25 protein-coding genes are annotated in these 20,447 nt (G+C 62.0%); 5 read left to right on the top strand and 20 right to left on the bottom strand.

Translation table 11 applies throughout. The features are described 5' to 3' along the window. Window positions 1-66: 66 nt before the first annotated feature. From DUT91_RS03275 to DUT91_RS03255, 4 genes are all read right to left on the bottom strand, one after another. Entirely contained in the window at window positions 67-978 is a 912-nt protein-coding gene (locus DUT91_RS03275) for a LysR family transcriptional regulator (protein WP_114439031.1), read from the bottom strand. Window positions 979-1,043: 65 nt separating this feature from the next. After that, window positions 1,044-1,577, bottom strand: coding sequence for a MarR family winged helix-turn-helix transcriptional regulator (locus tag DUT91_RS03270; protein WP_114438888.1), 534 nt, complete (start codon window positions 1,575-1,577; stop codon window positions 1,044-1,046). 3 nt (window positions 1,578-1,580) lie between these two features. Beyond that, complete coding sequence (locus DUT91_RS03265) at window positions 1,581-2,783, bottom strand: MFS transporter (protein WP_114438887.1); 1,203 nt, start codon at window positions 2,781-2,783, stop codon at window positions 1,581-1,583. 482 nt (window positions 2,784-3,265) lie between these two features. Then, a complete protein-coding gene (locus tag DUT91_RS03255; RefSeq protein WP_114439030.1) occupies window positions 3,266-3,727 on the bottom strand; it encodes an Lrp/AsnC family transcriptional regulator in 462 nt (153 codons plus the stop codon). Between the two features lie 136 nt (window positions 3,728-3,863). Here DUT91_RS03255 and DUT91_RS03250 point away from each other — a divergent pair, with 136 nt between their 5' ends. Continuing rightward, the gene (locus DUT91_RS03250) at window positions 3,864-4,856 is read left to right on the top strand and encodes an ornithine cyclodeaminase family protein (RefSeq protein ID WP_114438886.1); all 993 of its coding nucleotides are present in this window, start codon (window positions 3,864-3,866) and stop codon (window positions 4,854-4,856) included. A gap of 238 nt (window positions 4,857-5,094) precedes the next feature. On the opposite strand, the gene DUT91_RS03245 is transcribed toward DUT91_RS03250, so the two are convergent. Further along, window positions 5,095-5,907, bottom strand: a complete 813-nt coding sequence (locus DUT91_RS03245) for an APH(3')-I family aminoglycoside O-phosphotransferase (RefSeq protein WP_114438885.1) — start codon at window positions 5,905-5,907, stop codon at window positions 5,095-5,097. 167 nt (window positions 5,908-6,074) lie between these two features. Here DUT91_RS03245 and DUT91_RS03240 point away from each other — a divergent pair, with 167 nt between their 5' ends. Next, window positions 6,075-6,572, top strand: a complete 498-nt coding sequence (locus DUT91_RS03240) for a GNAT family N-acetyltransferase (protein WP_114439029.1) — start codon at window positions 6,075-6,077, stop codon at window positions 6,570-6,572. 132 nt (window positions 6,573-6,704) lie between these two features. Here the strand turns inward: DUT91_RS03240 and DUT91_RS26115 are convergent, their stop codons facing one another. The 9 genes from DUT91_RS26115 to DUT91_RS03195 all read right to left on the bottom strand — a co-directional run bounded on the left by DUT91_RS26115 (window position 6,705) and on the right by DUT91_RS03195 (window position 13,310). Continuing rightward, window positions 6,705-7,937 (bottom strand): DUF3363 domain-containing protein, encoded by a 1,233-nt coding sequence (locus DUT91_RS26115; protein ID WP_200834890.1) that lies wholly within the window; start codon window positions 7,935-7,937, stop codon window positions 6,705-6,707. A gap of 827 nt (window positions 7,938-8,764) precedes the next feature. Continuing rightward, window positions 8,765-9,094, bottom strand: coding sequence for a hypothetical protein (locus tag DUT91_RS03230; protein WP_147272146.1), 330 nt, complete (start codon window positions 9,092-9,094; stop codon window positions 8,765-8,767). Beyond that, a complete protein-coding gene (locus DUT91_RS03225) occupies window positions 9,091-10,014 on the bottom strand; it encodes a lytic transglycosylase domain-containing protein (RefSeq protein ID WP_114438882.1) in 924 nt (307 codons plus the stop codon). The genes DUT91_RS03230 and DUT91_RS03225 overlap by 4 nt, the downstream gene beginning before the upstream one ends. A gap of 5 nt (window positions 10,015-10,019) precedes the next feature. Further along, the gene (locus DUT91_RS03220; RefSeq protein WP_114438881.1) at window positions 10,020-10,355 is read right to left on the bottom strand and encodes a DUF736 domain-containing protein; all 336 of its coding nucleotides are present in this window, start codon (window positions 10,353-10,355) and stop codon (window positions 10,020-10,022) included. Between the two features lie 67 nt (window positions 10,356-10,422). Continuing rightward, a complete protein-coding gene (locus DUT91_RS03215; RefSeq protein WP_114438880.1) occupies window positions 10,423-10,980 on the bottom strand; it encodes a S26 family signal peptidase in 558 nt (185 codons plus the stop codon). After that, window positions 10,977-11,495 (bottom strand): DUF2840 domain-containing protein, encoded by a 519-nt coding sequence (locus DUT91_RS03210; RefSeq protein WP_114438879.1) that lies wholly within the window; start codon window positions 11,493-11,495, stop codon window positions 10,977-10,979. Before DUT91_RS03210 ends, DUT91_RS03215 begins: the two co-directional genes overlap by 4 nt. Then, entirely contained in the window at window positions 11,492-12,622 is a 1,131-nt protein-coding gene (locus DUT91_RS03205; protein ID WP_114438878.1) for a replication initiator protein A, read from the bottom strand. The genes DUT91_RS03210 and DUT91_RS03205 overlap by 4 nt, the downstream gene beginning before the upstream one ends. Continuing rightward, entirely contained in the window at window positions 12,623-12,892 is a 270-nt protein-coding gene (locus DUT91_RS03200; RefSeq protein ID WP_114438877.1) for a helix-turn-helix transcriptional regulator, read from the bottom strand. Between the two features lie 196 nt (window positions 12,893-13,088). After that, on the bottom strand, window positions 13,089-13,310 hold the full coding sequence (locus tag DUT91_RS03195) for a helix-turn-helix domain-containing protein (RefSeq protein ID WP_114438876.1): 222 nt from the start codon (window positions 13,308-13,310) through the stop codon (window positions 13,089-13,091). Window positions 13,311-13,443: 133 nt separating this feature from the next. Here DUT91_RS03195 and DUT91_RS03190 point away from each other — a divergent pair, with 133 nt between their 5' ends. Next, the gene (locus DUT91_RS03190; RefSeq protein WP_114438875.1) at window positions 13,444-13,749 is read left to right on the top strand and encodes a DNA -binding domain-containing protein; all 306 of its coding nucleotides are present in this window, start codon (window positions 13,444-13,446) and stop codon (window positions 13,747-13,749) included. Between the two features lie 2 nt (window positions 13,750-13,751). Here DUT91_RS03190 and DUT91_RS03185 read toward each other — a convergent pair whose 3' ends face one another. The 4 genes from DUT91_RS03185 to DUT91_RS03170 form a co-directional block, all read right to left on the bottom strand. Beyond that, the gene (locus DUT91_RS03185) at window positions 13,752-14,261 is read right to left on the bottom strand and encodes a DUF2285 domain-containing protein (protein ID WP_425373733.1); all 510 of its coding nucleotides are present in this window, start codon (window positions 14,259-14,261) and stop codon (window positions 13,752-13,754) included. A gap of 70 nt (window positions 14,262-14,331) precedes the next feature. After that, window positions 14,332-14,535, bottom strand: a complete 204-nt coding sequence (locus tag DUT91_RS03180; protein ID WP_114438873.1) for a transcriptional regulator domain-containing protein — start codon at window positions 14,533-14,535, stop codon at window positions 14,332-14,334. A gap of 308 nt (window positions 14,536-14,843) precedes the next feature. After that, on the bottom strand, window positions 14,844-15,686 hold the full coding sequence (locus tag DUT91_RS03175; RefSeq protein ID WP_114438872.1) for a DUF932 domain-containing protein: 843 nt from the start codon (window positions 15,684-15,686) through the stop codon (window positions 14,844-14,846). A 382-nt stretch (window positions 15,687-16,068) separates the two neighbouring features. Continuing rightward, window positions 16,069-16,386, bottom strand: coding sequence for a DUF736 domain-containing protein (locus tag DUT91_RS03170; protein ID WP_114438871.1), 318 nt, complete (start codon window positions 16,384-16,386; stop codon window positions 16,069-16,071). Between DUT91_RS03170 and DUT91_RS03165 the strand changes: the two genes are divergently transcribed. Next, window positions 16,376-16,723: a hypothetical protein gene (locus tag DUT91_RS03165; protein ID WP_147272145.1), complete on the top strand. Its 348-nt coding sequence runs from the start codon at window positions 16,376-16,378 to the stop codon at window positions 16,721-16,723. The genes DUT91_RS03170 and DUT91_RS03165 overlap by 11 nt on opposite strands. Window positions 16,724-17,033: 310 nt before the next feature. Then, window positions 17,034-17,762: a hypothetical protein gene (locus tag DUT91_RS03160; protein WP_114438869.1), complete on the top strand. Its 729-nt coding sequence runs from the start codon at window positions 17,034-17,036 to the stop codon at window positions 17,760-17,762. Window positions 17,763-17,775: 13 nt separating this feature from the next. Here DUT91_RS03160 and DUT91_RS03155 read toward each other — a convergent pair whose 3' ends face one another. Beyond that, window positions 17,776-18,207 carry a hypothetical protein gene (locus tag DUT91_RS03155; RefSeq protein ID WP_114438868.1) on the bottom strand — a complete coding sequence of 144 codons (432 nt, stop codon included), beginning with the start codon at window positions 18,205-18,207 and terminating at the stop codon, window positions 17,776-17,778. A 155-nt stretch (window positions 18,208-18,362) separates the two neighbouring features. Further along, the gene (locus DUT91_RS03150) at window positions 18,363-20,429 is read right to left on the bottom strand and encodes a ParB/RepB/Spo0J family partition protein (protein ID WP_114438867.1); all 2,067 of its coding nucleotides are present in this window, start codon (window positions 20,427-20,429) and stop codon (window positions 18,363-18,365) included. Window positions 20,430-20,447 lie beyond the last annotated feature (18 nt).

Genomic DNA, 20,447 nt, shown 5'->3' with positions numbered 1-20,447 from the left:
ATTGGTATTGCTGCGTAACTCGTTCGACAGGTTGCTGTTAACATGTCGTCAAAGGCGCGATCTCGATCAGAGTGATCGGCTTAGATCGCCGGCGAGGCTAAACAGGTTTTGCAGCGCGGCACTGCGGTTATGCGGCGACCAGACCGCCGAGAAGACAACCGGCTCAGGTTCGTCGATGATCGGAAGTGAGACGACGCCGGCTGTCGGAAACAGTCCGCTTGCTGCGCCCAAGAGCGTGATGCCAAGGCCCTGTGCTACGATGGTCAGTAACGTGCCACGCTCCACATCAAAACGCTGGATCGCCGGTTGGCGCCAGCGCCCGGCGAGGCGCATCAAGATATGGTCGTGAACCTGCGGCCCGGTGCCGCCATGGCGAACAAGGAACTGCTCGGACGCGAGATCGGCCCAAGTGACGGAAGTTTGTCCCGCGAGTCGATGATCCGCAGGCATTGCAGCCACGAGTGGTTCCGTCCAAATTGCCCGAGAATGACAGTCAGGGAGATCGAACGTACCAACGAGGAATGCCACGTCGATCCTGCCTGCACGAATCTGGATGACCGCATCGCGTGCCGTCGCTTCGATCATCCCGACCACTATGCTGGGATGGGCCCTGCGGTACTCAGCGAGCAGATTGTCGAGAAAGCTGCCCGCGATTAGGCCGTGAACACCGATGCGCAGGCGGCCGTATTCCCCTATTGCTGCCATGCCAGCTGTCTTCACGGCATGATCAAGCTGATCGATCCCCGTCGCAACCCGTTCAACAAAAAGGCGCCCAGCCTCGGTAAGCCGGACGCCTCGCGTAGTGCGATCGAAGAGCAGGATACCTAGCTCTACCTCCAGCGCCCTTATGCGAGCGCTGACGCAAGACTGGCTGACACCCAATGTTTTTGCAGCATGGCGAAAGTTCAGGTGTTCAGCGACAGCCAATGTCTGAATCAGTGATGCAAGCGGAATCCGCGAGCCCAGCGGAGTAGGCATTTCCCTTTGACGATCGGCCGTTGGGACAGAGAGCGATCTTCGTCGCATCGCTTTATCGGTGTCCGTCATCTGATGGCACCTGTATCTTCAACCTGCACGCAGCGACCGATTGGGCATGCTGGTATTGGACAGATGCTTCGGTCACAAAACCTGCAAAGCCGCCAGGCTGCCGATCGTCGCTCCGCGACACCTTCGAGCATCAAATCCACAAATTCTGTCAGCGCGGTCCTTTGCTTTGGATTGAGCCGATCCATCAACAAGCGGGTGGTTTCACGACGCGCGTTGAATAGTTTCTGGCTTAGAGCCTTCCCCATCGGCGAACAGGTTAGTTCGACAGCCCGCTGATCCGATGGCGATATCCAACGATCCACAAGCTTGCGGTCTACCAAACGATCGACAGAACGGACCGCTGCCGAATGAGAAATATCAGCCGTACGAGCGACATGTCCGATATTCACGCCTGGGTGTTCGTGGATACAAAGTAGCGTGGCCGCCTCAGTTTGTGACATGCCAAGCTCGCGGAACCTCGCCGCGACGCTGTCAGCGATCAGCATCGAGAGCGTACCGAGCATAGTTTCTGGGTCTGCCGAGGCGCTCATCAGCTACCTTTCAGCCGAATACAGGATTCGGCGATCCATGTCTTTGGCTCGGAAATAGCAACCCATCAGAATGAGGAGGCCGCTTGCAAATGTATATCCGAGGGAGATGAGAGCTACAGGCATCAAGCCGCCCGACAGGAACGGGGCGACCAATTGCGTTCCGCCGGCAGCTAGCCCAAGGGCGAGGAACATCAGAAGGCCCGAAGCTCTGCCCACAATTTCAGGTGCGACGTCGAGCGCTCGGACCATCGTCGCCGGTCCTCGGAGACCAAGCGCCGCACAGAATAGCACCCAAGCCGCGATGAGCATGAATGGCGATTTGTAATCCGCTAGCGCGAGCACCATCATTGCGACCGAGGCCGCGATTTGCAGCATTACTCCGGTCGCAATCAGCCGATCGATACCAAAGGAACCAGTGAGCCGGCTGCTCTGTGATGCCGTGAGAACGAAAGCCGTCACGCCAAACGCCTGAAGGGTCGCGAACGTCTGCGGCCCCGCAGAAAGCCAGATTTGAACCACTTGCGGTGCGCTGGCGACGAAAGTCAAAAGCGCAGCGAAGCAAAGCGCGTGGCCGAGGGCGTAGCCGAAATACACGCGGTCACGCACCAGCTCTCCGTAGCCAACTAAACTATCATTGCGTTTACGATCGGCAGGTGGCGGCACCGCGCGTAGAGCAAAGGGCGCCAAAGCAGAGGTTAAAACGACCATAGCCCAAAAGCTGGCTCGCCAATCGGCCACGAGCAGCAACGCTGCGCCGGCAATCGGGCCGACCGCGGGTATGATACTCTCGGCAATGCCGAGCCATGACATTGCTCGGACGGTCTCTTTACCGCGAAAATGCCGCCGTATTAGCGAGGGAACGACGACGGTTGCAGCTCCTACGGCGAAACCTTGGACCGCTCTGGCAGCTATTAAAACAAGTACTGATTCCGCAGTCGCACATGCGATCCCCGCAACGATCTGAAGGGCGATGGCTACCTGAAGAATAGTCCTCTCGTGGTACTGGTCGGCAATTACGCCCCAGACGATCTGCGACAATGCGAGGCTTGCCAGAAAAACAGCCAAGGTCGCTTGGGCTTGGGAGACTGTGCCACCAAGCTCCATGGGGAGAGACGGGACTGCGGGCAAATAGAGGTCCGTCGCGAGCAAGCCCACTGCTGTCAAGATTGAAAGGGGTATTATCGTCCTTATCGATGAAGCGCTCATGCGTCGTCCTTTCGGCGCATCGACCGCCAATGCAGTCGAGAATGTATGCGTGACGCATATAACTTTCTAGAACGATGGAATGCAAGTAGGGACGGCTGAAAACTTATAGGTCGGGGCGCGCTTGGTTTGTTGATGAAGCGAACGTCCAGCGACGTCGAGTACGAACGGCTTGAGGCGGATTGCATCTGTTCTCGACGACAGGGGAGCCGCCTTCCACCGCGCCAGCTTTTGCAGCGGAGGTGTTGAGACGCTGCAAGCAATAACTATTGGGTCAGCTATTCCGCCCACGCGCCGCAGTGCGTGGTTGCTCCTTCGGGAATCGCTGCACCCAACGGTCACCTCATCGGGTTGACGGTGATCCGATGAGCGAGGGCCGCAATCTATTTCGAACAATAGGCATCGAAGAGCGGGGCTATAGCCCCGCTGTCCAGCCATCAGCCCGTGCTGCCTCCAGCCTCAACTGATCCAGAAACCCGGGGGCGTCAGAGCGGCAACAATGCGTCAGGCTTGAGATCGCCGATCGATGCGAAACTGTGCGTTTCCCTGACGCCAGGAAGCGGCAGAATGACTCGCTGCAGGAATTCCTGGAAGGTAGCCATGTCAGCTATTCGTGCCTTGACCAGATAGTCGAAGCCACCGATCACCATATGGCATTCGATGATTTCCGGTGCCTTCGCAACAGCTTCCGCAAAGCGGTCGAAAACGTGCGGCGCGGTGTGATCGAGCCTTACCTCAATAAAGACAACGGTACCACGGCCGATTTTCGAGGGTTCGAGCACAGCCCGGACAGCTCGGATAAAGCCCTCACCGAAAAGGCGCTTGATGCGCTGTGATGCGCCGGTCGGTGACAGCCCAACGCGTTGGGCAAGGTCAAGCACCGTCCGGCGACCATCTTCTTGTAGGAGCTGGAGAAGCAGCCGGTCGACACGGTCTAAATTGCTCATTTCGGATTCACGCTTTCCGTTGATAAAATGCGCGATAATCACGCGATAATATTGAAATTACTATATTTCATCGCGGTGCTTCCGGCAATACCGTTGAAAATGCACTGATTAATCAAAACGAAAGGCAACTAACATCATGGACAGAACGCAACCTTCATCGAGCAACCACTCGAAAGGCGAAATCAAGGTGCTCTCGTTAAGCGAAGCAGAGGTCAAAAAATGTATCGACCTGCGTAAGCTGCTCGACGCGCTAGCGGACGGATTCAAATCGCTTTCAGCCGGTTCTGTGGTCAACCCTGCGCGGCCGCAACTCGATATTCCGGATGTAGGCTACTCATTGGCGATGCCGGCATGGATGAAGGGCATGCATCTGACCGTAAAACTGGTCAACGTGTTCGAAGGCAATATCGCCCGGGGCATCCCGAGTCACCTCGCGACCATTCATCTCTTCGATCCGGAAACTGGCATGCCTGTTTGCGTCATGGATGGCACCTACATCACGGCCGTTCGCACGTCCGGCTCCGCCGTCCTTTCGGTGCGAGAGCTCGCCAGGCGTAATGCCAAGGTCGCGACCGTCGTGGGCGCCGGTGTTCAAGCCAACCAGCACCTTCATCTGTTGCCACTCGTTCGCGATTTCCAGGAAATCCGAATCTTCTCGAAGGACTTTGCTGATGCGCAGGCACTAGCCTCACAGCATTCAGGTGTCACTGCCGTTGAGGATCTCAAAGCCGCGGTACGCTCGTCAGATGTCGTGTGCCTGGCGACACACTCCTACCAGCCCGTTATATCCGCTGAATGGGTTCAACCAGGAGCTCACGTGTCCTCGGTTGGCGTGGCGCCCCCCGGTGGCGAACTACCGATCGATCTAATCGCCCGCGGCAGCCTCTTCGTCGAGACGCGAGATTCCTTCATGCCAACACCTGTGGGGTGCTGCGAACTTGCAAATATTGATCCGGAGGCAGGCACCGATCTGGGTGCTATGTTGCTGGGTCAGCGGCCAGGTCGAACGTCAGATGAGCAAATAACAATCTACAAGGCCATGGGCGTCGCCATGGAAGATATGGTGGCCGCCGACCTAGCTTACCGCGAGGCCAAACGCCTCGGTGCTGGCCAAACTATCTTTCTCTAAGGTTGCGTCGACAACGATGTCGGCCGCCAGCTCTGCGATCAGTGCGTCGGCATACACCGCGTCACCTTGCATCAGCGGCGTGGCTGAAGGTGCGTGCTCGCACCAATGATCGGAGCCGACAACCGCACCGGCTCACCGGGAAGGATCGCCGTTCCAAATTTCCCATGGCTGTCTCCAAAAAGACAGCCATGAATCTGATTTGCTCAGCTTTGGAAATCCAAGAATCCACCCAGCCCAACTAGAAGAGCTCGTCTAGCAGGAGATGGAATTGGAGCTTGCGTTGGTCCACATCGGTGATGCCGTATTGCGCAAGGAGTCTCTCCTGAAGCGAAGGGTCGAATTCTCCGAGGCAGTTCCAGAGTATTGCGAGGTCTTGATACCGGTCAGCGAGACCGACGCGTCCTGCATCAATGCAGCCGACCACTTGGCCACCGATCATCAGGAGGTTGTCGAGCGAGAAGTCTCCGTATGTTACGACTGGGTCGAACGTGAGGGGCAACAGCCGTTGCATTTCGTCCCAGACCTGTTCGGCAGTCCAGCCTTTCCGCTCTTCATCGAAATCATCCTCGTCGATCAGGCCGGCGTCAATGCGTTCGCGTGCGCGGGCGAGCCGGTAGCGATGATCGCTGTTGAAGGGACACTCGCTTACGGGGATCGTATGCAACTGCCGCAGAAACGCCGCAAGTGCGTCCACGATGGTTAGCTGTGCAGTCGGGCTTGCCTCAAGCACCTGGTATGCGGTTTCTCCCGGCACGGCCGTCATCAACAGCCATGCTTCGCCGGGCGTGCTGACGAAATGCCGGACAGCGGGCACGGGCAGGTGTCGAGCCAGCCACCGCAGTCTAAGCATCTCGTCAGCGACGTCATCGGCGACAGCGTCTTTGCCATGCTTCAGGAATAGGTCGGGCGCACCTGGCCTGCCGAATAGGCGATAGACGGAGCCGCCGGACTCGCCAACATTGTTGCGTGCCCATTCATATCCGGCCAACTCGTCAGACATACTCGCCGGCACAGGTATAGCCGCACAAGCTGTTTCACGGTCCACATCCATCCCAAGCGCCTCCTAAGATCAAATCAAGGTGGCTCTCTATAGCAACACCCGGGTACAAAGAATGGAAATACTATTCGACAGTGCCTCTGTTATTGTAGGTATCGTACCGATGGAATGCACGGCCCGTTGTCTGCGACGCCTATGAACTGAGGATAAAATTGACAATTGTGATTGAGGCTCAGATTCGCCGGCTTGGAGCGGCCGATGTGGAGGATTTCCGCGAGATCCGGCTGTCGGCCCTAAAGAAAGCTCCAGAAATGTTCGGGTCCGTTTACGAGCGCGAGGCGAAAAAGCCGGTGGAGGCGTTCGCTGATCGATTGCAAGATTCGGTGGCATTCGGCGCCTATGTCGACGGCAAGATCGTCGGGCTGTCGGTCTTCAAGCAGGAGGACGGCCCCAAGGACGCTCACAAGGCGCATCTGTCCGGCGTTTTCGTGGAGCCCGAACAGCGAGGCCGAGGGGTCGCCGGTATGCTGCTGCGGGCGGTGATAGACCATGGGCGCGAGCATGTGGAGCAGATCATGCTGACGGTCGCGGAAGGGAACGAAGCCGCTATCAACCTCTACGAAAAGCATGGCTTCAAGACTTACGGCGTCGAGCCGCGCGCTATGAAGAATGGCTCCGAGTACCGCGACGAAATTCTGATGGCGTTAATCCTACGCTGATTGACCAACACTTGCTCCGCTCGAAAATTCGGCTGTAACGACGTGTGACGTACACGCCAACGTCATTATGCCGCCGGGTTGAAACACTAATTATCGTTCGTAGATTTCGATAGCTCGAACCTCGGCAATCGCCTAAATGCCGTGCCCCCTTTGCCGCCCCATCTGCCATGACATCGATCCGCCCTGCACTACGCCCATGACCTCGCGGCCGAGACGGCGGTCGATAACCGGTCGCCACGGGACAAGGGTGAACTCATGGCTCTGCTCGACTACCGCGAACTTCCCGCTCGATAGGTGGATCGTGCCTGTGAACTTGCCGCTGACGGTCTCGCCATCGGCGGCGGCGCGGAAAGGCAGGCCCTTGGTCGAGGCCAACTCGCCGCCGACACCCGCAACCTCGCGCTCGCGCAGCGTGGCGAGAAGGTTGCGCCGATAGGCGATGCCGCCATTCGGCTGACGGGCCGCGTCGCCCCGGTCGATATGGTGTTCGCGGCGGCGGTCCATCGCTTCGCGCACCTGCTGTCCGAAACCCGACGGCGCGAGATCCGATATCTCGGCCGAGACAAGCCGCCGGTCGAGCCAGGTCGCACCGTCCGCGCCGATCTGTTGTTCGAGCCGGGCGGCCGAGAGGATGCGGATAGTGGCCTGCCGGTTGCGGCTCGCGTCAAAGGCGGCAGCACGGCTCTCGAAATCCCTGGGGATGCGCCACCGGTCGGTGTCGATCCGCTCGGCGATGCCGTTGCGGCGCAGCGCCTCCAGCCGCCGGACATGAGCATTGACATAGCCTTTATAATCGCCGCCCGGCACGCGTCCCTCGAACTTCGCCTGTTCAAGATGACGGCTCGGCCGATAGATGCCGCCCTCGGCGATCGTCGCGATGGTGCGGTCAGACGAACGGCTCGCGGTGTCTGGCGGGCCGATCTCGACAACGCTGCCGATCCGGGCATCCTCGATGCGGGCGGCGTCGATGCCGGCGACATGGTGCGTGCGCCCGTCGATGCCGTCGACCACGATGGTCAGGTTCTCGCCCAGCTCGTCGGTCAGAAATTTGTCGAGGACGCGGCCGACGATCGGGACTTCTGGCGCGGTGTCGTGAATCTGGAAGGTCATGGGGTTGCGCTCCAGCCCGTCGGCCTTCAACGCCTTGTGCATGGTGCGGATGATGTCGCCGCGCTCGCCCAGCTCGCGCAGCACCGGTTCCATCCGCTCGCTCAATTTCCAGACGCCGGGCGCGTGCTCGGTGGCGAGGCCCATCTTTTCCAGTTTGGCGAGACGGCGCAGGCGCAGCGTGCGATTGAACTGGCGCTTCGGATCGGCAGGCTCATGGCGCAGGTCGAGGAAACGGCCGTCGGCTTCCTCGGTCATCGCACGGTCGATGCGGGTGAAGCGATCCTGACCGATCTCGGCGGAGAGCTTGCGGCTCTGCTCAAACTCGGTGACGGGGCCAAGTTCGAGCGTCGTAAGATCGCTCGCCCGCTCGCGGATGCCATTGGCGAGATACTCGCCATTGATGACGAGGTTTTCACCCAGCTCGTCCTTGCCGCGCACGATGACATGGACATGCGGATGGCCGGTGTTGTGGTGATTGACCGCGACCCAATCGAGCCGGGTGCCGAGATCGGTTTCGACCTGGGCCATGAGGTCGCGGGTATAGGCGGTGAGGTCCGAAAAGTCCGCGCCGTCCTCGGGCGAAACGATGAAGCGGAACTGGTGGCGATCGTCCGCGCCGCGCTCGACGAAGGCAGCGCCGTCGGCGCGGCCCTCGGTCGCCGAATAGAGCTGGCCGCGCTCGCCGTCGCGCGAGGTGCCGTCGCGCTGGATGTAGCGCAGATGGGCGGCGGATTTTCCGTTCTTGCCGGCGCCCTGAACGTAGCGGGTTTTTACCACGACGCGACGCATCCCCGGCGTGCTGTGCTTCCAGCCGCCCGACAGGGTGCGGGCGCGCACTAAGGCCGCGCCGCGTCCCCGTTTCAGGCCCGGCCCGCTGCTCGCCCGTGATGTCTTGCCGCCCTTGGCCGATGCCTGCGAGCGGGCGCGCTGCGATGGCGATTCAGATGACCGCGACGGACTGTTGCTCTGTTGGCGCGCGATCTTCTTGGCCTGGCTGAAGAAGCTCTTGGCCTTGCCGAGCTTGGGCGCATCGTTGCGAACGCGGCCGGGCCTCGGACGGAAGCGAAACTCCTCGTTGTCGCTCAAGGCCGCGCCTCCGGCCCGAAGGCAATGAGACGGCGGAAAGCGCCCGACTTCGGGCTATGGTGCCGCTCGAAACCGAGCAAAGCCAAGGCTTTGCGCGTCGTCGCGGCACGCGAGGGCCAAAACCGAGGTGCCGCGAGCGCGGCCCCAAAACAGTGTGCAGACAAGGGCTTGCCCTGAAACCGCCACCGCATGGTGCCGGTTTCCTTTATCTTGCCCTCCGCCTTTTCTTCCCTTCCTGCCCTGAGAACCGGGAATGCAGCCAGGCGCGACCCTGCCTGACTGCACACCGAAACCAGCGCAAGCGGACGGGGAAACGCCATCCTCATGGCGTTCTCCCATCGTCGGCGCGCGCCACGAACATGCTGCCGTCTCGCGGCTCCGCATCGTGGCGCTCGCGCACCGGAACGGTCGGGCGAGCGTCGCCTGATGTGCCGATAGTCTGCACGGGATCGGCGCTCTGTCGGTCGCCCGACCGCATGACGAAGAGCGGCGCATCGCGCCAATCGGGCGGCGGTGCAGATTGCTTCTCCGGTGTCCCGGCCGCGACCGCGCCGCTAAGCGCGGGTGCGAGCGCGGCGACATAGGCGCGGGTCTCGGCCGGCAGCGAACGGCCCGTCGCGCGATGCTCGTCATAGCGGCCGGGGCCGGCATTGTAGGCGGCGAGCATCGCCGCGATAGTGCCGTAGCGGTCCCTCATCTCGCGCAGATAGGCGGTGCCTGCGAGAATGTTGTCGCGCGGATCGTAGGGATCGCGGCCGAGACGATAACGGACGCGCAGACCCGCCCAGGTGTCGGGCATGACCTGCATGAGCCCGATCGCACCCGCCGACGAGATCGCGCGTACCTCGCCCGCGCTCTCGGCGCGCAAGACGGCGCGAATCCAGTGCTCGGGGATGCCGAAGCGCTGCGACGCCTCAGCGATATGACCGCCATGGGGATCGGCGGAGACGGTGCGCGCGATCGGCGCGGATTGCGCCAGCGTCGTCGCCGGTCCCGCGCTGAGCGCAAGCGCGCCAGCGATCAGGATGATGGCATAGCGCCGTGCCCGCCTTTCTCCGCCGAACCGCCAGCCTGCCAGCGTGCCCGCTGCGGTCAAGGGTGCGCGCGAAGCGCCGGCCGATGGCCGCCCTTGACCTTCGCTGCGCGCGCCGGCCGACTTGTGGTCGAGCGGGACGAAGGAATGAGACGGCTTTTCCGCGAACAAAGGAATAGAGGCTTTGACCGCGATGATGACACGGGACCGCATGGGCCTTAGTCCCGCTCTTCGCGCGGTTTCGGGCGCGTCCAGTGCAGCGACCATGACGATCCTGCATCGTCGTCGCGGAACAGGTTGGCGCGGATCGGCTGTGGCAAGGCGGGATCGTCGAGCAGCACGGAAAGATATTCGCCGGCCTTCCCGCCGGTGCGTTTCCACGCCGCGCCCACCTCCGGGCCGTCATGTTCGATGTAGTGAACGCGATAATTCGGCGCGTTCTCCGCGTCGGAATGTTCTGCGGGCACGATGACGAGTTCGCGCTTGAGGGTGAACGTGACGAGCTGCCCGGCAAAGCCGGATGCGTCGCGATGGAATTGACCGATTTGCGGCATGACTGTCTCCATGCGGTGGTGTTGGGAAAGCCATCGACGGACACCGCTCCCGCCGATGGGAAGGCGGTCAGTGCGGCATTGCCCCGGTCTGGGCGCGCCAGACGAAACGGCCGTCGCCGTCCTCATCGGTCCAGAGCGGCAGCGCCCGACCGATGACGGAGCTTGCGGGGATGGGTCCGAAGTAGCGGCCGTCGAGGCTGTCTCGGACTTGCCAATTCATGAGGAAGAGCTGGCCGTCGGCGATGACGCGGCAGCCCTGCCAGACGGGCAGAGCGCGCCCGATCCGGTCACGGTCGAGCGCATCGCCCATCTCCACGCCGTCGACCGTGATGGCGCGGCCGATGCGGCAAGCCCGCTGACCAGGAAGACCGACGACGCGCTTCAACAGGGGCACGCCGCGCCCGACATAGTCGCGTTCGACCATGAAGCCGGCGAGCGGTTCGGGCGGCCTGACGGCGACCAGTTCCGGCACGTCGATCCGGTTGGCCGGCTCGATGGTGTAGAAGCCGACCGGCGCGCTCGCGGTGGCGTTCCAGATGAGTTTCGTCGGCGTCTCGACGGCGCTGGTGGCGGCGATGCCGATGACGGCGAGCAACATCACCGCCAAAGTGCGGCGGCGGCTCATGGGTCGATCCTCCGGCGACCGATCCATGCCGCATGACGCTCTGGCGTGTAGGCGTTCGGCTCCAATCCGGCGCTCAGCCGGTTTTGAACGTGCCGCCAGTGATCGGGCGAAGCGTCGGCCGGATCGAGGCCGAGCGCTTCCACGGCGTCGATGGCGGCAAGCGCACATTGCACCTTCGGCCAGCCGTCGAGGCGGAGCAGAATTTCGCCGCCAGGACTGACGAAGGGCAGCGTCTGGAATGGCTCGCCGCGACCGATGGCGCGCACGATGTCGATGCGCGAGATGATCGTGCCATGCTCGCCCGCCGCCCAGCGGACGAAGGCGAAGATGCTGTCGGGCGCGAAGCCGACGACGCGGCGGCGACGGTCGAGGATCTGTTCATAGCTCTTGCACCCGAACCTGATCCAGTGCTCGACCTTGCGCTTCTCGAAGGTCAGTTCGACCAGGGTGGTGAACGGCGCTGGCCCGTCCGGCAACGGACGGCGATGCGCGCGATGGGAGGCTTTGCCGCTCATGACCGGCCTCCATGCCGGTCATCGTCGGCGAGCATGTCGCGCAGCACGTCGGCGATGGAGCGGGCGGCACCGGCACCACGCTTCGCGCGCGGGTGCGTCAAAGAAGAAGAGTTATATTCTTTGTTAGACTCTAAGTTAGCAGTTGGATTCCGCGTTTCGGGCCAAAGGCTTAACTGGGGGCCGTGCGCCCGAAGTCCCGATAGTGCTGCGCCTGAAGTCCCGATACCTCTTGCGCCCGAAGTCACGAGTGTTTCCACACCCTTTTCAACAGGCACTGTGGACGTGCCGGCGGGCCGGATTTGCAGCAGCTCGCGGCGGCCTTCACGGTAGATTTCGAGACGATATCCGAGCAGCGTTTGCTTGGCGGCGATGCGGCGCAGGTCGAGCGCGAAATCGGAAATCCGCGCCAGGCTGCCGGACTTCTGGTGAAGGTGCGCGACCTCGAACAGCCAGCCGTGCGGCTGGTGTCCGGCGTGCTTTCGGGCGACGCGGTATAGCCAGCGCTCTATGCCGCCGGTCAGCCGGAAATAGGCGGGATCGATCGCCAGCACGAGCGAACGGTCTATGACGCCGCGATAGAACCAGTCCGGCAGGACGAATTCCATGCCCTCCACGCGGCCGTCGCGGGTGGTCAGCTCTTCCCATTCGTTGATCCACGAGAACTGATGCCGCCGCCAATGCTCGCCCTGTCGGATCGTCGTGCGGATGGAGGTCGATTGCAGGCGGAAGAGGGCATTCTTCAGCAGGCGATATTCGCGCGCGCCGGTGGCGCGGCCGATCGCCATGAGTAGCTGATAGGGCGTGAAGCGGAAGAAACGCGAGGTCCGAAGGCCGTTGTTCTCGGCCGCGACGATCTGCGAGGCGGCCCAGATCAGCACATCGGCATCCCAGATCGTCGCCATACCGTAATCGGCCATCCCGAAGACCTCGACGCGGACGCCGCTGGATTCGTAGAGGATGGGTGCCGTGCGCTTCGCCTTGGCGAGTGAAAAGAACGGTCGTTCCATCAGGTCGCGTTGATCGCGCGGCGGCGCATCGCCGGTCGCGACCACGAAGGGGGCAAGGCGGCTGCGCTCGCTGGCGTCGGATGGCTGCGCGTCGGGGCTATGATCGTCGTCGCGCAGCATTCAGCACTCACCCCGCTCTTGCGGTGTCAGCGGGCGGGCGGGAAAGACCGTGCCGGCGTTCGGATCGCGGGTGGATTTGCGGGTGCCGATGTCGGACCAGGCTTCCAGATCGCGAATGGTGTAGAGGACGCGACCGCCGATCTTGCGGTAGGTCGGGCCGGTGCCGTAAGTCCGGTGCTTTTCAAGAGTACGGATGGAAATGCCGAGGAAGCGGGCGGCTTCCTGCGTGCGCAAGAGTCGTGGCGGCAGGCCCGCCAAGGGGTTGGCCATGGGATCACCTCTGGTTCGTCGTTGATGCGCGCGGCCATCGTGGCGGCGAGCTATGGCGAACCATGGCGAGGGATCGGCGACGGGTAGCGTGCCGCATTTGCGCCTATGCGCTGGCGGCACACCCGGTTGCTCTGACTGGTATAGTTATTTGGGGCCGCGCGGCAGCGCATTCCGGATGTCGGGATGAATGGACCGATTACTTCGGCGCGCTGGCTTTCTTCAGCAACTCGCCGGGCTCGATCTCAAGCGCATCGGCGATCTGACCAAGGACCGTGACACTGGCGGACACATCGCCGCGCTCGATGGCGCCGACATAACGCATACTCAGGCCCGCCCGGTCGGCGAGTTCTTCTTGCGTCAGCTTTTTGTCATGACGTGCGCGACGCAGATTCCTCGCCATGATCTCCTTGAGATCCATGGTGAGAGGGGAACCAGCATAGGAACGATCATTCTAGGAATGATCGTTCCTATTCGTATCAGGGCGTGTTATTCATTGAGTTTGCCGGACTTGCTTCATTGTGTCCGCGTCACTGATGCAAAGGACAGAATTCATGCGTGGGCGGCCCCAGCTTGATCCAGATGTCGAAGATGAAGCTCCCAGCGGTCCAGACATTACCGCCTATGATGAGCAGCACTATGTCACCTATCTGCGCCTGCTGGACGCCAACCGGGACGGTGCGGACTGGCAGGAAGTGGCCCGTATCGTTCTCCACCGTGATCCGGTCACGGAGGAAGCGCGCAGCCGGCGTTGCTGGGAAAGCCATCTGGCCCGCGCGCAATGGCTATCCGGCCCGGGCTACCGGCGCATTCTGGAACAAGCAGTTGCTACCGCTGCGCGCGGTGGCGGCTGCGCTTAGGCTTATTTGGCCGGTGCCTTGATCGGATAGTGCAGCAGCAGCCGATAGCCGCCGCGCATCATCTTGATGCCGTGGGCAACCAGGCGGCGAGCCTTGTTCTTGCGCGCATCGACCTCAAAATCCTCCTTTGTGCCGCGAAAGCCGAGCACGACTTCGGCGATGGCGCGATAGCTCTCGCCACGAAGACGAGCATCCAGCGCACGCAGGGACAGGATGTGCCATTGCCGAAGCTGGGCGGGCAGCGCACGATAATCGGGACCGGCCGGGCGGCCGCTGAGCGCGCGCCAGAAACGGCGGGTGGCGTGAGTGCGCAGTTCAAGAAAGGAATCCATCGGCAGGGATGCGGCATAGAAGGCCGCAGCATCGGGAACCGCTTCTGGCAGCCAGAATTGATGCGCAACGCCGTCCACCTGCCAGATGCCATGCCAGCCATCGACGGCCCGGCGCAGGTCGAGGCCGTCGAGATGCGCCAGCGTGATGATTGGTTCCGTCTCGTCGTCACGACGCTGCACGGCGGATAGCACTATCGCTTGCGGCTGAAGGCTCGGATTCCAGAACAGGGATTGCCGATCGGATGGGGTTTCAGGATCGGTCGGAAAATCGCAACCCCCAGCGCTGCACGAAGGCTTCCAGGCGCTCCGGGTCGGGCTCGGCCGAAGTGGCAATGGCGCGAAACTCGCGACGATACTCGTCATCGCGGCGAAGATATTCCCAAGCGAAACCGGCAGCGGGAATGCTCTTGGCAAATTTATATGCCGCCGGAGAACGCCAGTCGATGCTCAGCATGGCGTTACCTCTCTATGCGGGCTCCTGCAAAGCAACGCCCGGATAGAGAGCTTTGAATATCTCTGGAAGTAACTGTAGTCGCGCTGTCCAGATAACTGGAGCGCCTAACACGATCAATGTCTTGGTTATTTTCTTCTTAACATTGCTTGCGTGATTCTGCGAGCCGGGCGCAGCCCGGCGAGCGCGGCCATGTATCCGGGCATGGCCGCACCGCCGATCCGCTCGCCGGATCGGCGCGATTTTTTGGATGCCTGCGCCTGCTGATGAAGGACAGGGCCGCGACGCTGGCGGCCCTGTCGTTTGGGCGGTCAATAGCCTTTCAGTTTCTGCATCCCCTCGGCCAGCGTCCAGAGCGCGCGATTGAGCGTCACATTCTGGTCGATGCCGTTGACAGCGCGGGTCTGGCTGCGACGGATGCGGCCTTCGGCGTTGCGCTTCTGGCCACGCAGTCCGCCCTTCGTCAAATGCTCCTGAATGACATTGAACGTGCTCCAGAGGCTTTGCCCGGCATCCTCGCTGCGGCGGGGCATGATGATCTGATCGGGACGCAGCGGGCTTTCGGCCTCACCATAGCGGGCAATCAGGCTGGCCTCGGCCAGAACGCGGCGCTCGTCCTCGGAAACGCGGATTTCCTTCATGGTCTCGCTGGCGTCGATGAGGCGCGGAAAGTCTTCCGCAATAGTATAAACGCCCTCGATAATGTCATGCTGAATGTTGCCCTTGTGAGGAACGCGGATTTCCTCGAACCGCTCGCCCGCAATCATGCTGTTGGTGCAAACGAAGCGGAGCATCCCGGCGAACATCTGATAGGCGCTGGTCCCGTCATGGCTGTTGACGATGATGACTTCGGCGGCCTCCGGCTTGCCGATACCGCCATCCCGGCGCAGGCGCAGCATATGCTTGGCGTGGCCGTGGCGGCTGCCGTCACGCGGAACCGACTGAACGGCGAAGAACGGAAACCATCCCTCCCGGCGCAGGCCCTCCACGATGTCGATGGTCGGGACATAGACGTAACGCTCGGAACGGCTGTCATGGGCCTCGCGGGCGAAAATGGACGGGACGTGCCGAAACAGGGCTTCGTTGTCGAGCGGTTCGCGTCCGCTGATCTGGTGAGCATTGCGGCCGAACCGGGTGGCGAGCTGGTGATACATGGTCTTTCCTTCTGTGGGCTTGGGTTGGAGCGCAGCGCTGCGCTGCAACCTTGGCCGTCGCCGAGACCGGGGGGTGCAAGGTGCAAGGGCGGCCGGGCCGGAGGGGGATCACCCGGCCTGCACGGAACGAAGGAACGACGAGGAGGAAGGCTGGGGATACCGGCCCGGCCGAGCGTCAGCGATCCCTTGCGCCGCGCCGGGGGGTAGAGCCCCAAGCAACTGGTCCGGCCAGAGCGAAGCGGAGGCTGGGGGCAAGATCCGATCGGGATGTGCAGAAGCTGAAAACGGGAAAACCTGCATCCCGATTCCTTGTTCTCTGAAGGCGGCGGACATGAGCATAGAGAAGCCCCGCTCGGGGCGGGGCTTCTTGGTGGGGCTGGCCTTAGTCGCCGCTACGGCGCGACCAGATGAGGTTGTGGCCGCTGCCGTCCTCGGCTTCGACCAGGCTGGCGTAGATCGGGGCCGGGAAGCTCGGATCGTCCAGCTTGACGGAGAGGTATTCGCGGCTGCTCTCGCGGGCGGTCTTCTTCCAGGCCGCGCCGAACTCGGTCGCGCCGGCGAAGATGCGGAAGTCCGGGCCGCGCTCGCTTTCGCCTTCGGAGGGGACGAACTTGGCCTTGACGTTGAGGGTCAGGGTCTTGACCGCGCCGGTGAAGCCCGCGCCGTTTTCGTTCTTGGTGAAGGTGCCGATGGTCGCCATTGTCGTGTTCCTTTTCCTGTCGAGCCGCTCCATTGCGACCTCGATGGCGGTCGTGAGACCGGGGGCGATCGGCCCTGCACCCGAAGGGCTGGAACGAAGTGGAAGGCAGCCGGTGACGGCTTTTTTGCTTCGCGATGCAAAGCCGAAGGCGGCGGAAAAAAGTTGGCGATGGACGTTGCGGGAGACGAGCGAGGCGAAGCCGGTCCTCGGTCAGACCCATGCCAATCGAGATCGCGGATGGAGCGCCCGTTTCAGGAAGTCAGGGGAATACGGCAATGGCGGCCGTCCCTGCGCCTCTACGCTCGAGAACGAAAACGGCGTGGGTTTCGCTGGTTGATGCTCTGCTGCCTGACTTTCATCGTCATGGCCCGGCAATCGCCCGGTTAGGCTGATTGACGCTCGATCTTGCGTTCCGCTCCCTCGCGGTATTGATCGCGTCCAGTGCTGACGGTGAGTCTGCCCGGGGGATGCAGTGCGAATACCTTGGCTCGCCATGCCGACCCGGGTTTCCCGCGCTTCTCTGCGGCCCGCCTTGTGATCGACCGGGCGGAACTGCCCCATCTCACTGGTGTCGGTGCGACGGTGATTGAGGCCAGCTTTTCGCAAGCCTCGCATATGCGGGGCGTTCGCGAAATGACTGCCGCCCCGTGGCACCGATCCAAATTTCGGGGATTTACGGCGAGTATGGAGCTAACTTGAGTCGAGATGCTGAAAGCAAGGATGACGACGTGGAAGAGGATAACGAGAAAGAATACATCGCATTCCCCGAGGAGGCGATCAAATACCTGCCCGCCGAATGGCAGGAGCACATCTACGCCATCAAAGAAGAAGGCCAAACTGTTCTCGCGAGCGTAGATGAAAATTTAAATAACTTGAACCGACTGGTTCACGCGTTCCCCACGATGGCAAGTCTCCGTTATATCCAGCATCGATTGGTTTCCACCAAATTTAAAGCGACGATGGAGTGGGCGCTAGAGAACGATATGCTGACCTTGGCATTCGTTACGACATACTGCCGCCTCGTCGACGGCGGCTTGGGCAGCGGCGTTTCCCGGAAAGCGTTACCTGCGAAGCTTCGCCCGGTGCATGACAGGATAGTTGACCTTCGCAATAAACGATATGCGCACAACGCCGGTCACGATACGATCAGCGGAAATTTAGCCATTGGCTTCGAAGGCGGCAAATTCGATCTAGGCGTCACCTTCAACATGGGTTTTCATGTCGGAGGTGCGCTTGAGTGGGAGCCGCTGGTCATTTTTCTTGATGAACTGATGATAAGCCGACTACAAAAACAACTGGAAAAGCTGAAAGAAAAAACTGGTCGCGAATGGTCGTTTCCGAGCGGGCCACCGCCAACGTGGGTGTCATCCGATTAACTGACGGGCCGCTTTAGCGTGACTGATGGTGAAGCCGAACGCGGCGGACTGGCGCTGCCAGCCTCATCAGAGCCGAGACGCCAACGAACGCGCCGCCGATGACGCAGAAGATTTGCCGCCAGACTTCGGACGGCACGGATTCCTTGGTGACGCCATGGGTCAGGGCGTATCCGGCGACGGCGGCGGGCGCAGCGAAGACCAATGCCAAGATGAGGCGCAGGATCGGCGGGTGCAGCGTATCGAACAGAAACGCCAGAATGCCGAAGGCGGCAACGGCTGCGACGATGCCGACAAGACCGGCGCCGATGAAGCCCGAGCCGGTCTGATAGGCGAATTGCGCTGCGGTCACGCCGAGCATGAGCGGGAGCGCATAGACGGCGAGTGTGTAGGCCAGGACGCAAAGGCCGGCGACAGCCAAGACGCTCATCAGCATGACGGCAACCATGGTTCTTCTCCTCTCTGGAGCGGCTTGCCCTGCCGATGCTGAACAGGGCGTGTCATCGCGATAGTCGAGGTGATCCGGCCGCGCAGGCAACCGCGCGGCCGCGATTTTTTCCGACGGGAGACCGGGACCGCTTGCGCGATCCCGGCCTGCCTTCCTCATTCCGCTGCGATGGCGAAATGGTCATCGTTTTGCGCTTCCGGCGCGGCTTCGACGGGAAAGGCGTCGGTCTGCTGATCGGTGAGCCATGTGGGCCGCCCGGTGCGCAGCACGGGCGGAAGCCAGCCGGTGCCGGCCAGAAGCTGTTCGGCGGCTTCGGCCATCTCCACCTTCTTCTTGTCCGCGATCCGCTCCGCCGCCTCGTCGCCAAGGGCATCCCGCACGGCGGCGAGGATATGGGCCTTGGTGACGCGCCCGAAATAGGCCCGCACGGTCGGCGTCCAATGCGCCGTCATGTCGAGCGTCACCGCCGTCGCCAGCTTGTCCGCCGTTTCATGGGCGCGGCGCTTATTCTGCTCCCACGGCAGTTTCACCGCGTTGACGGTCAGCGAGGCACAATGCGCGAGCAAGGCCATGAGGCTCGCATGGTCGAGACCGGCGACGAAGCCCCAGAGGTCAGCCACATCGCGCGGCATGTCCGCCGCCCATCCGGCATGACGGTCGTTCAGCATCTTCGCCGCCGCCGTGTCCTCGATGCCGTCCGCGTGGGCGGGGAGGTAATTGCTGGTGGGGCTGATTTCGAGGCAATGGGCCGTGCTGCCGCCTCGATAGAAGGTCTGCGCGGCCAGCGCATGAACCACGGCGATCAGCGCCATATCCGGCTGCTCGCCAAGGGCGAGGCGCAGGCCAAGGGTGCGATGCGCAGTCAGGTCGCGGATGAGGGAATCGGGCAGCGGCTTGCCGTCATCCCCGGCGTCTTCTTCCAGTTCCGGTTCGTTCGCGGAACCGTCCCTACCTTCGCCGTCCTGCTCGTCGCCGTCGATGATTTCGCCATCGCCGTTGACGCGCACGCCGTCGATGATGGTTTCGCCATCTTCTGCGGTTTCCGGCTCCGGTGCTTCGTCCTCGGCGCGGATGAAGCCGCGCTCGATCCGGGTTTCGCCATCATGAGCGACGACGACGAACACACCGCCTCGCGCGATTTCGTCGGGATCGTAGGCGTGACGCTTGGCGTCGATCCGCTCGATCTCGGCTTCAAGCTCCGCGAACCGCGCATCCACTTCGGGCGGGAGGTCAATATCGGCGTCATCCGATTCCGCCGTCAGACGCTCAAGCTCGTCCTGCGCGGCGTCGTAGGCGGTGGCGTCTTCCTCGGAAAGCTCCACCGGGTGCGGATAGGCACGGCGCATTCCGTGGGCGTGGGGGAAGTCGAGATAGGCGGCAGTCCACTTCCAGCCTTCGGCCTGCTGCACCTCGGCGGCGATCCGTTCCAGCTTCTCGATAGCAAGCCCGTCCAGCAAAGCCGGGTCTTCAAAGAAACCGCCACGATCCTCGGTGAACAGGTCGCGGATGATGTTGCCGCCAACCTCGGCATAGGCTTGCGCGCCGACGAAGACCGCGCGGCGATCCGTCGCCGCAACGTTCATCTTGGTCATGTCGCGCCGGATGATCGACGGATCGCGGTTATAGGATAGGTTCTCATAGACGTGTTCCTGCCGCGCGTGATCGTCGGTGATGGCGAAGGCCATCAACTGATCCAAGGTCAGTTCGCCGTCGCGATAGACCTGCAACAGCTTGGGGCTGACAGCACCGAGCCGCATCCGCTGCTTCACGACATGGGTGGTCACACCGAACCGGGCGGCGATTTCCTCCGCACCCCATCCCCGATCCTCGGAAAGCTCGCGGAAGCGCTCGAACTGGTCGGCAGGGTGCAGGTCTTCGCGAGTCACGTTCTCGTCAAGGCTGATTTCCGCCGCGTCGTTCGCCGTGTCGATGACGCAGCGGATGGGCTCGGTCTTCTTGATCTGCTTGCGCTTCACACGGAGCAACTGCGCCTGCCTGCGGCCTTCCCCGATGCTGACGAGATAGAAACCGGTCGGCTCGCCCTCGGCGTTCGTTTCCGGCTCCACCACCAGATTTTGCAGGATGCCCTTGGTGGCGATGCTCGCCGCCTTCGCCTCGATAGACGCCTCGGTGTGCGGGGTCCTGCGGGCATTCTTCGGATGCTTCTTGAGCTTGTTGAGCGGAATGAAAGCGGTCGTGCCGTGTTCAACAGTCGGGGTCATGGTCTTTGCTCCTATGGG

Origin of the sequence: Paramesorhizobium salinisoli (assembly GCF_003335045.1) — a bacterium.
Lineage (GTDB): Bacteria > Pseudomonadota > Alphaproteobacteria > Rhizobiales > Rhizobiaceae > Paramesorhizobium > Paramesorhizobium salinisoli.
The sequence above is the reverse complement of the archived record's forward strand: the minus strand, read 5'-3'. Positions and strand labels throughout refer to the sequence as shown.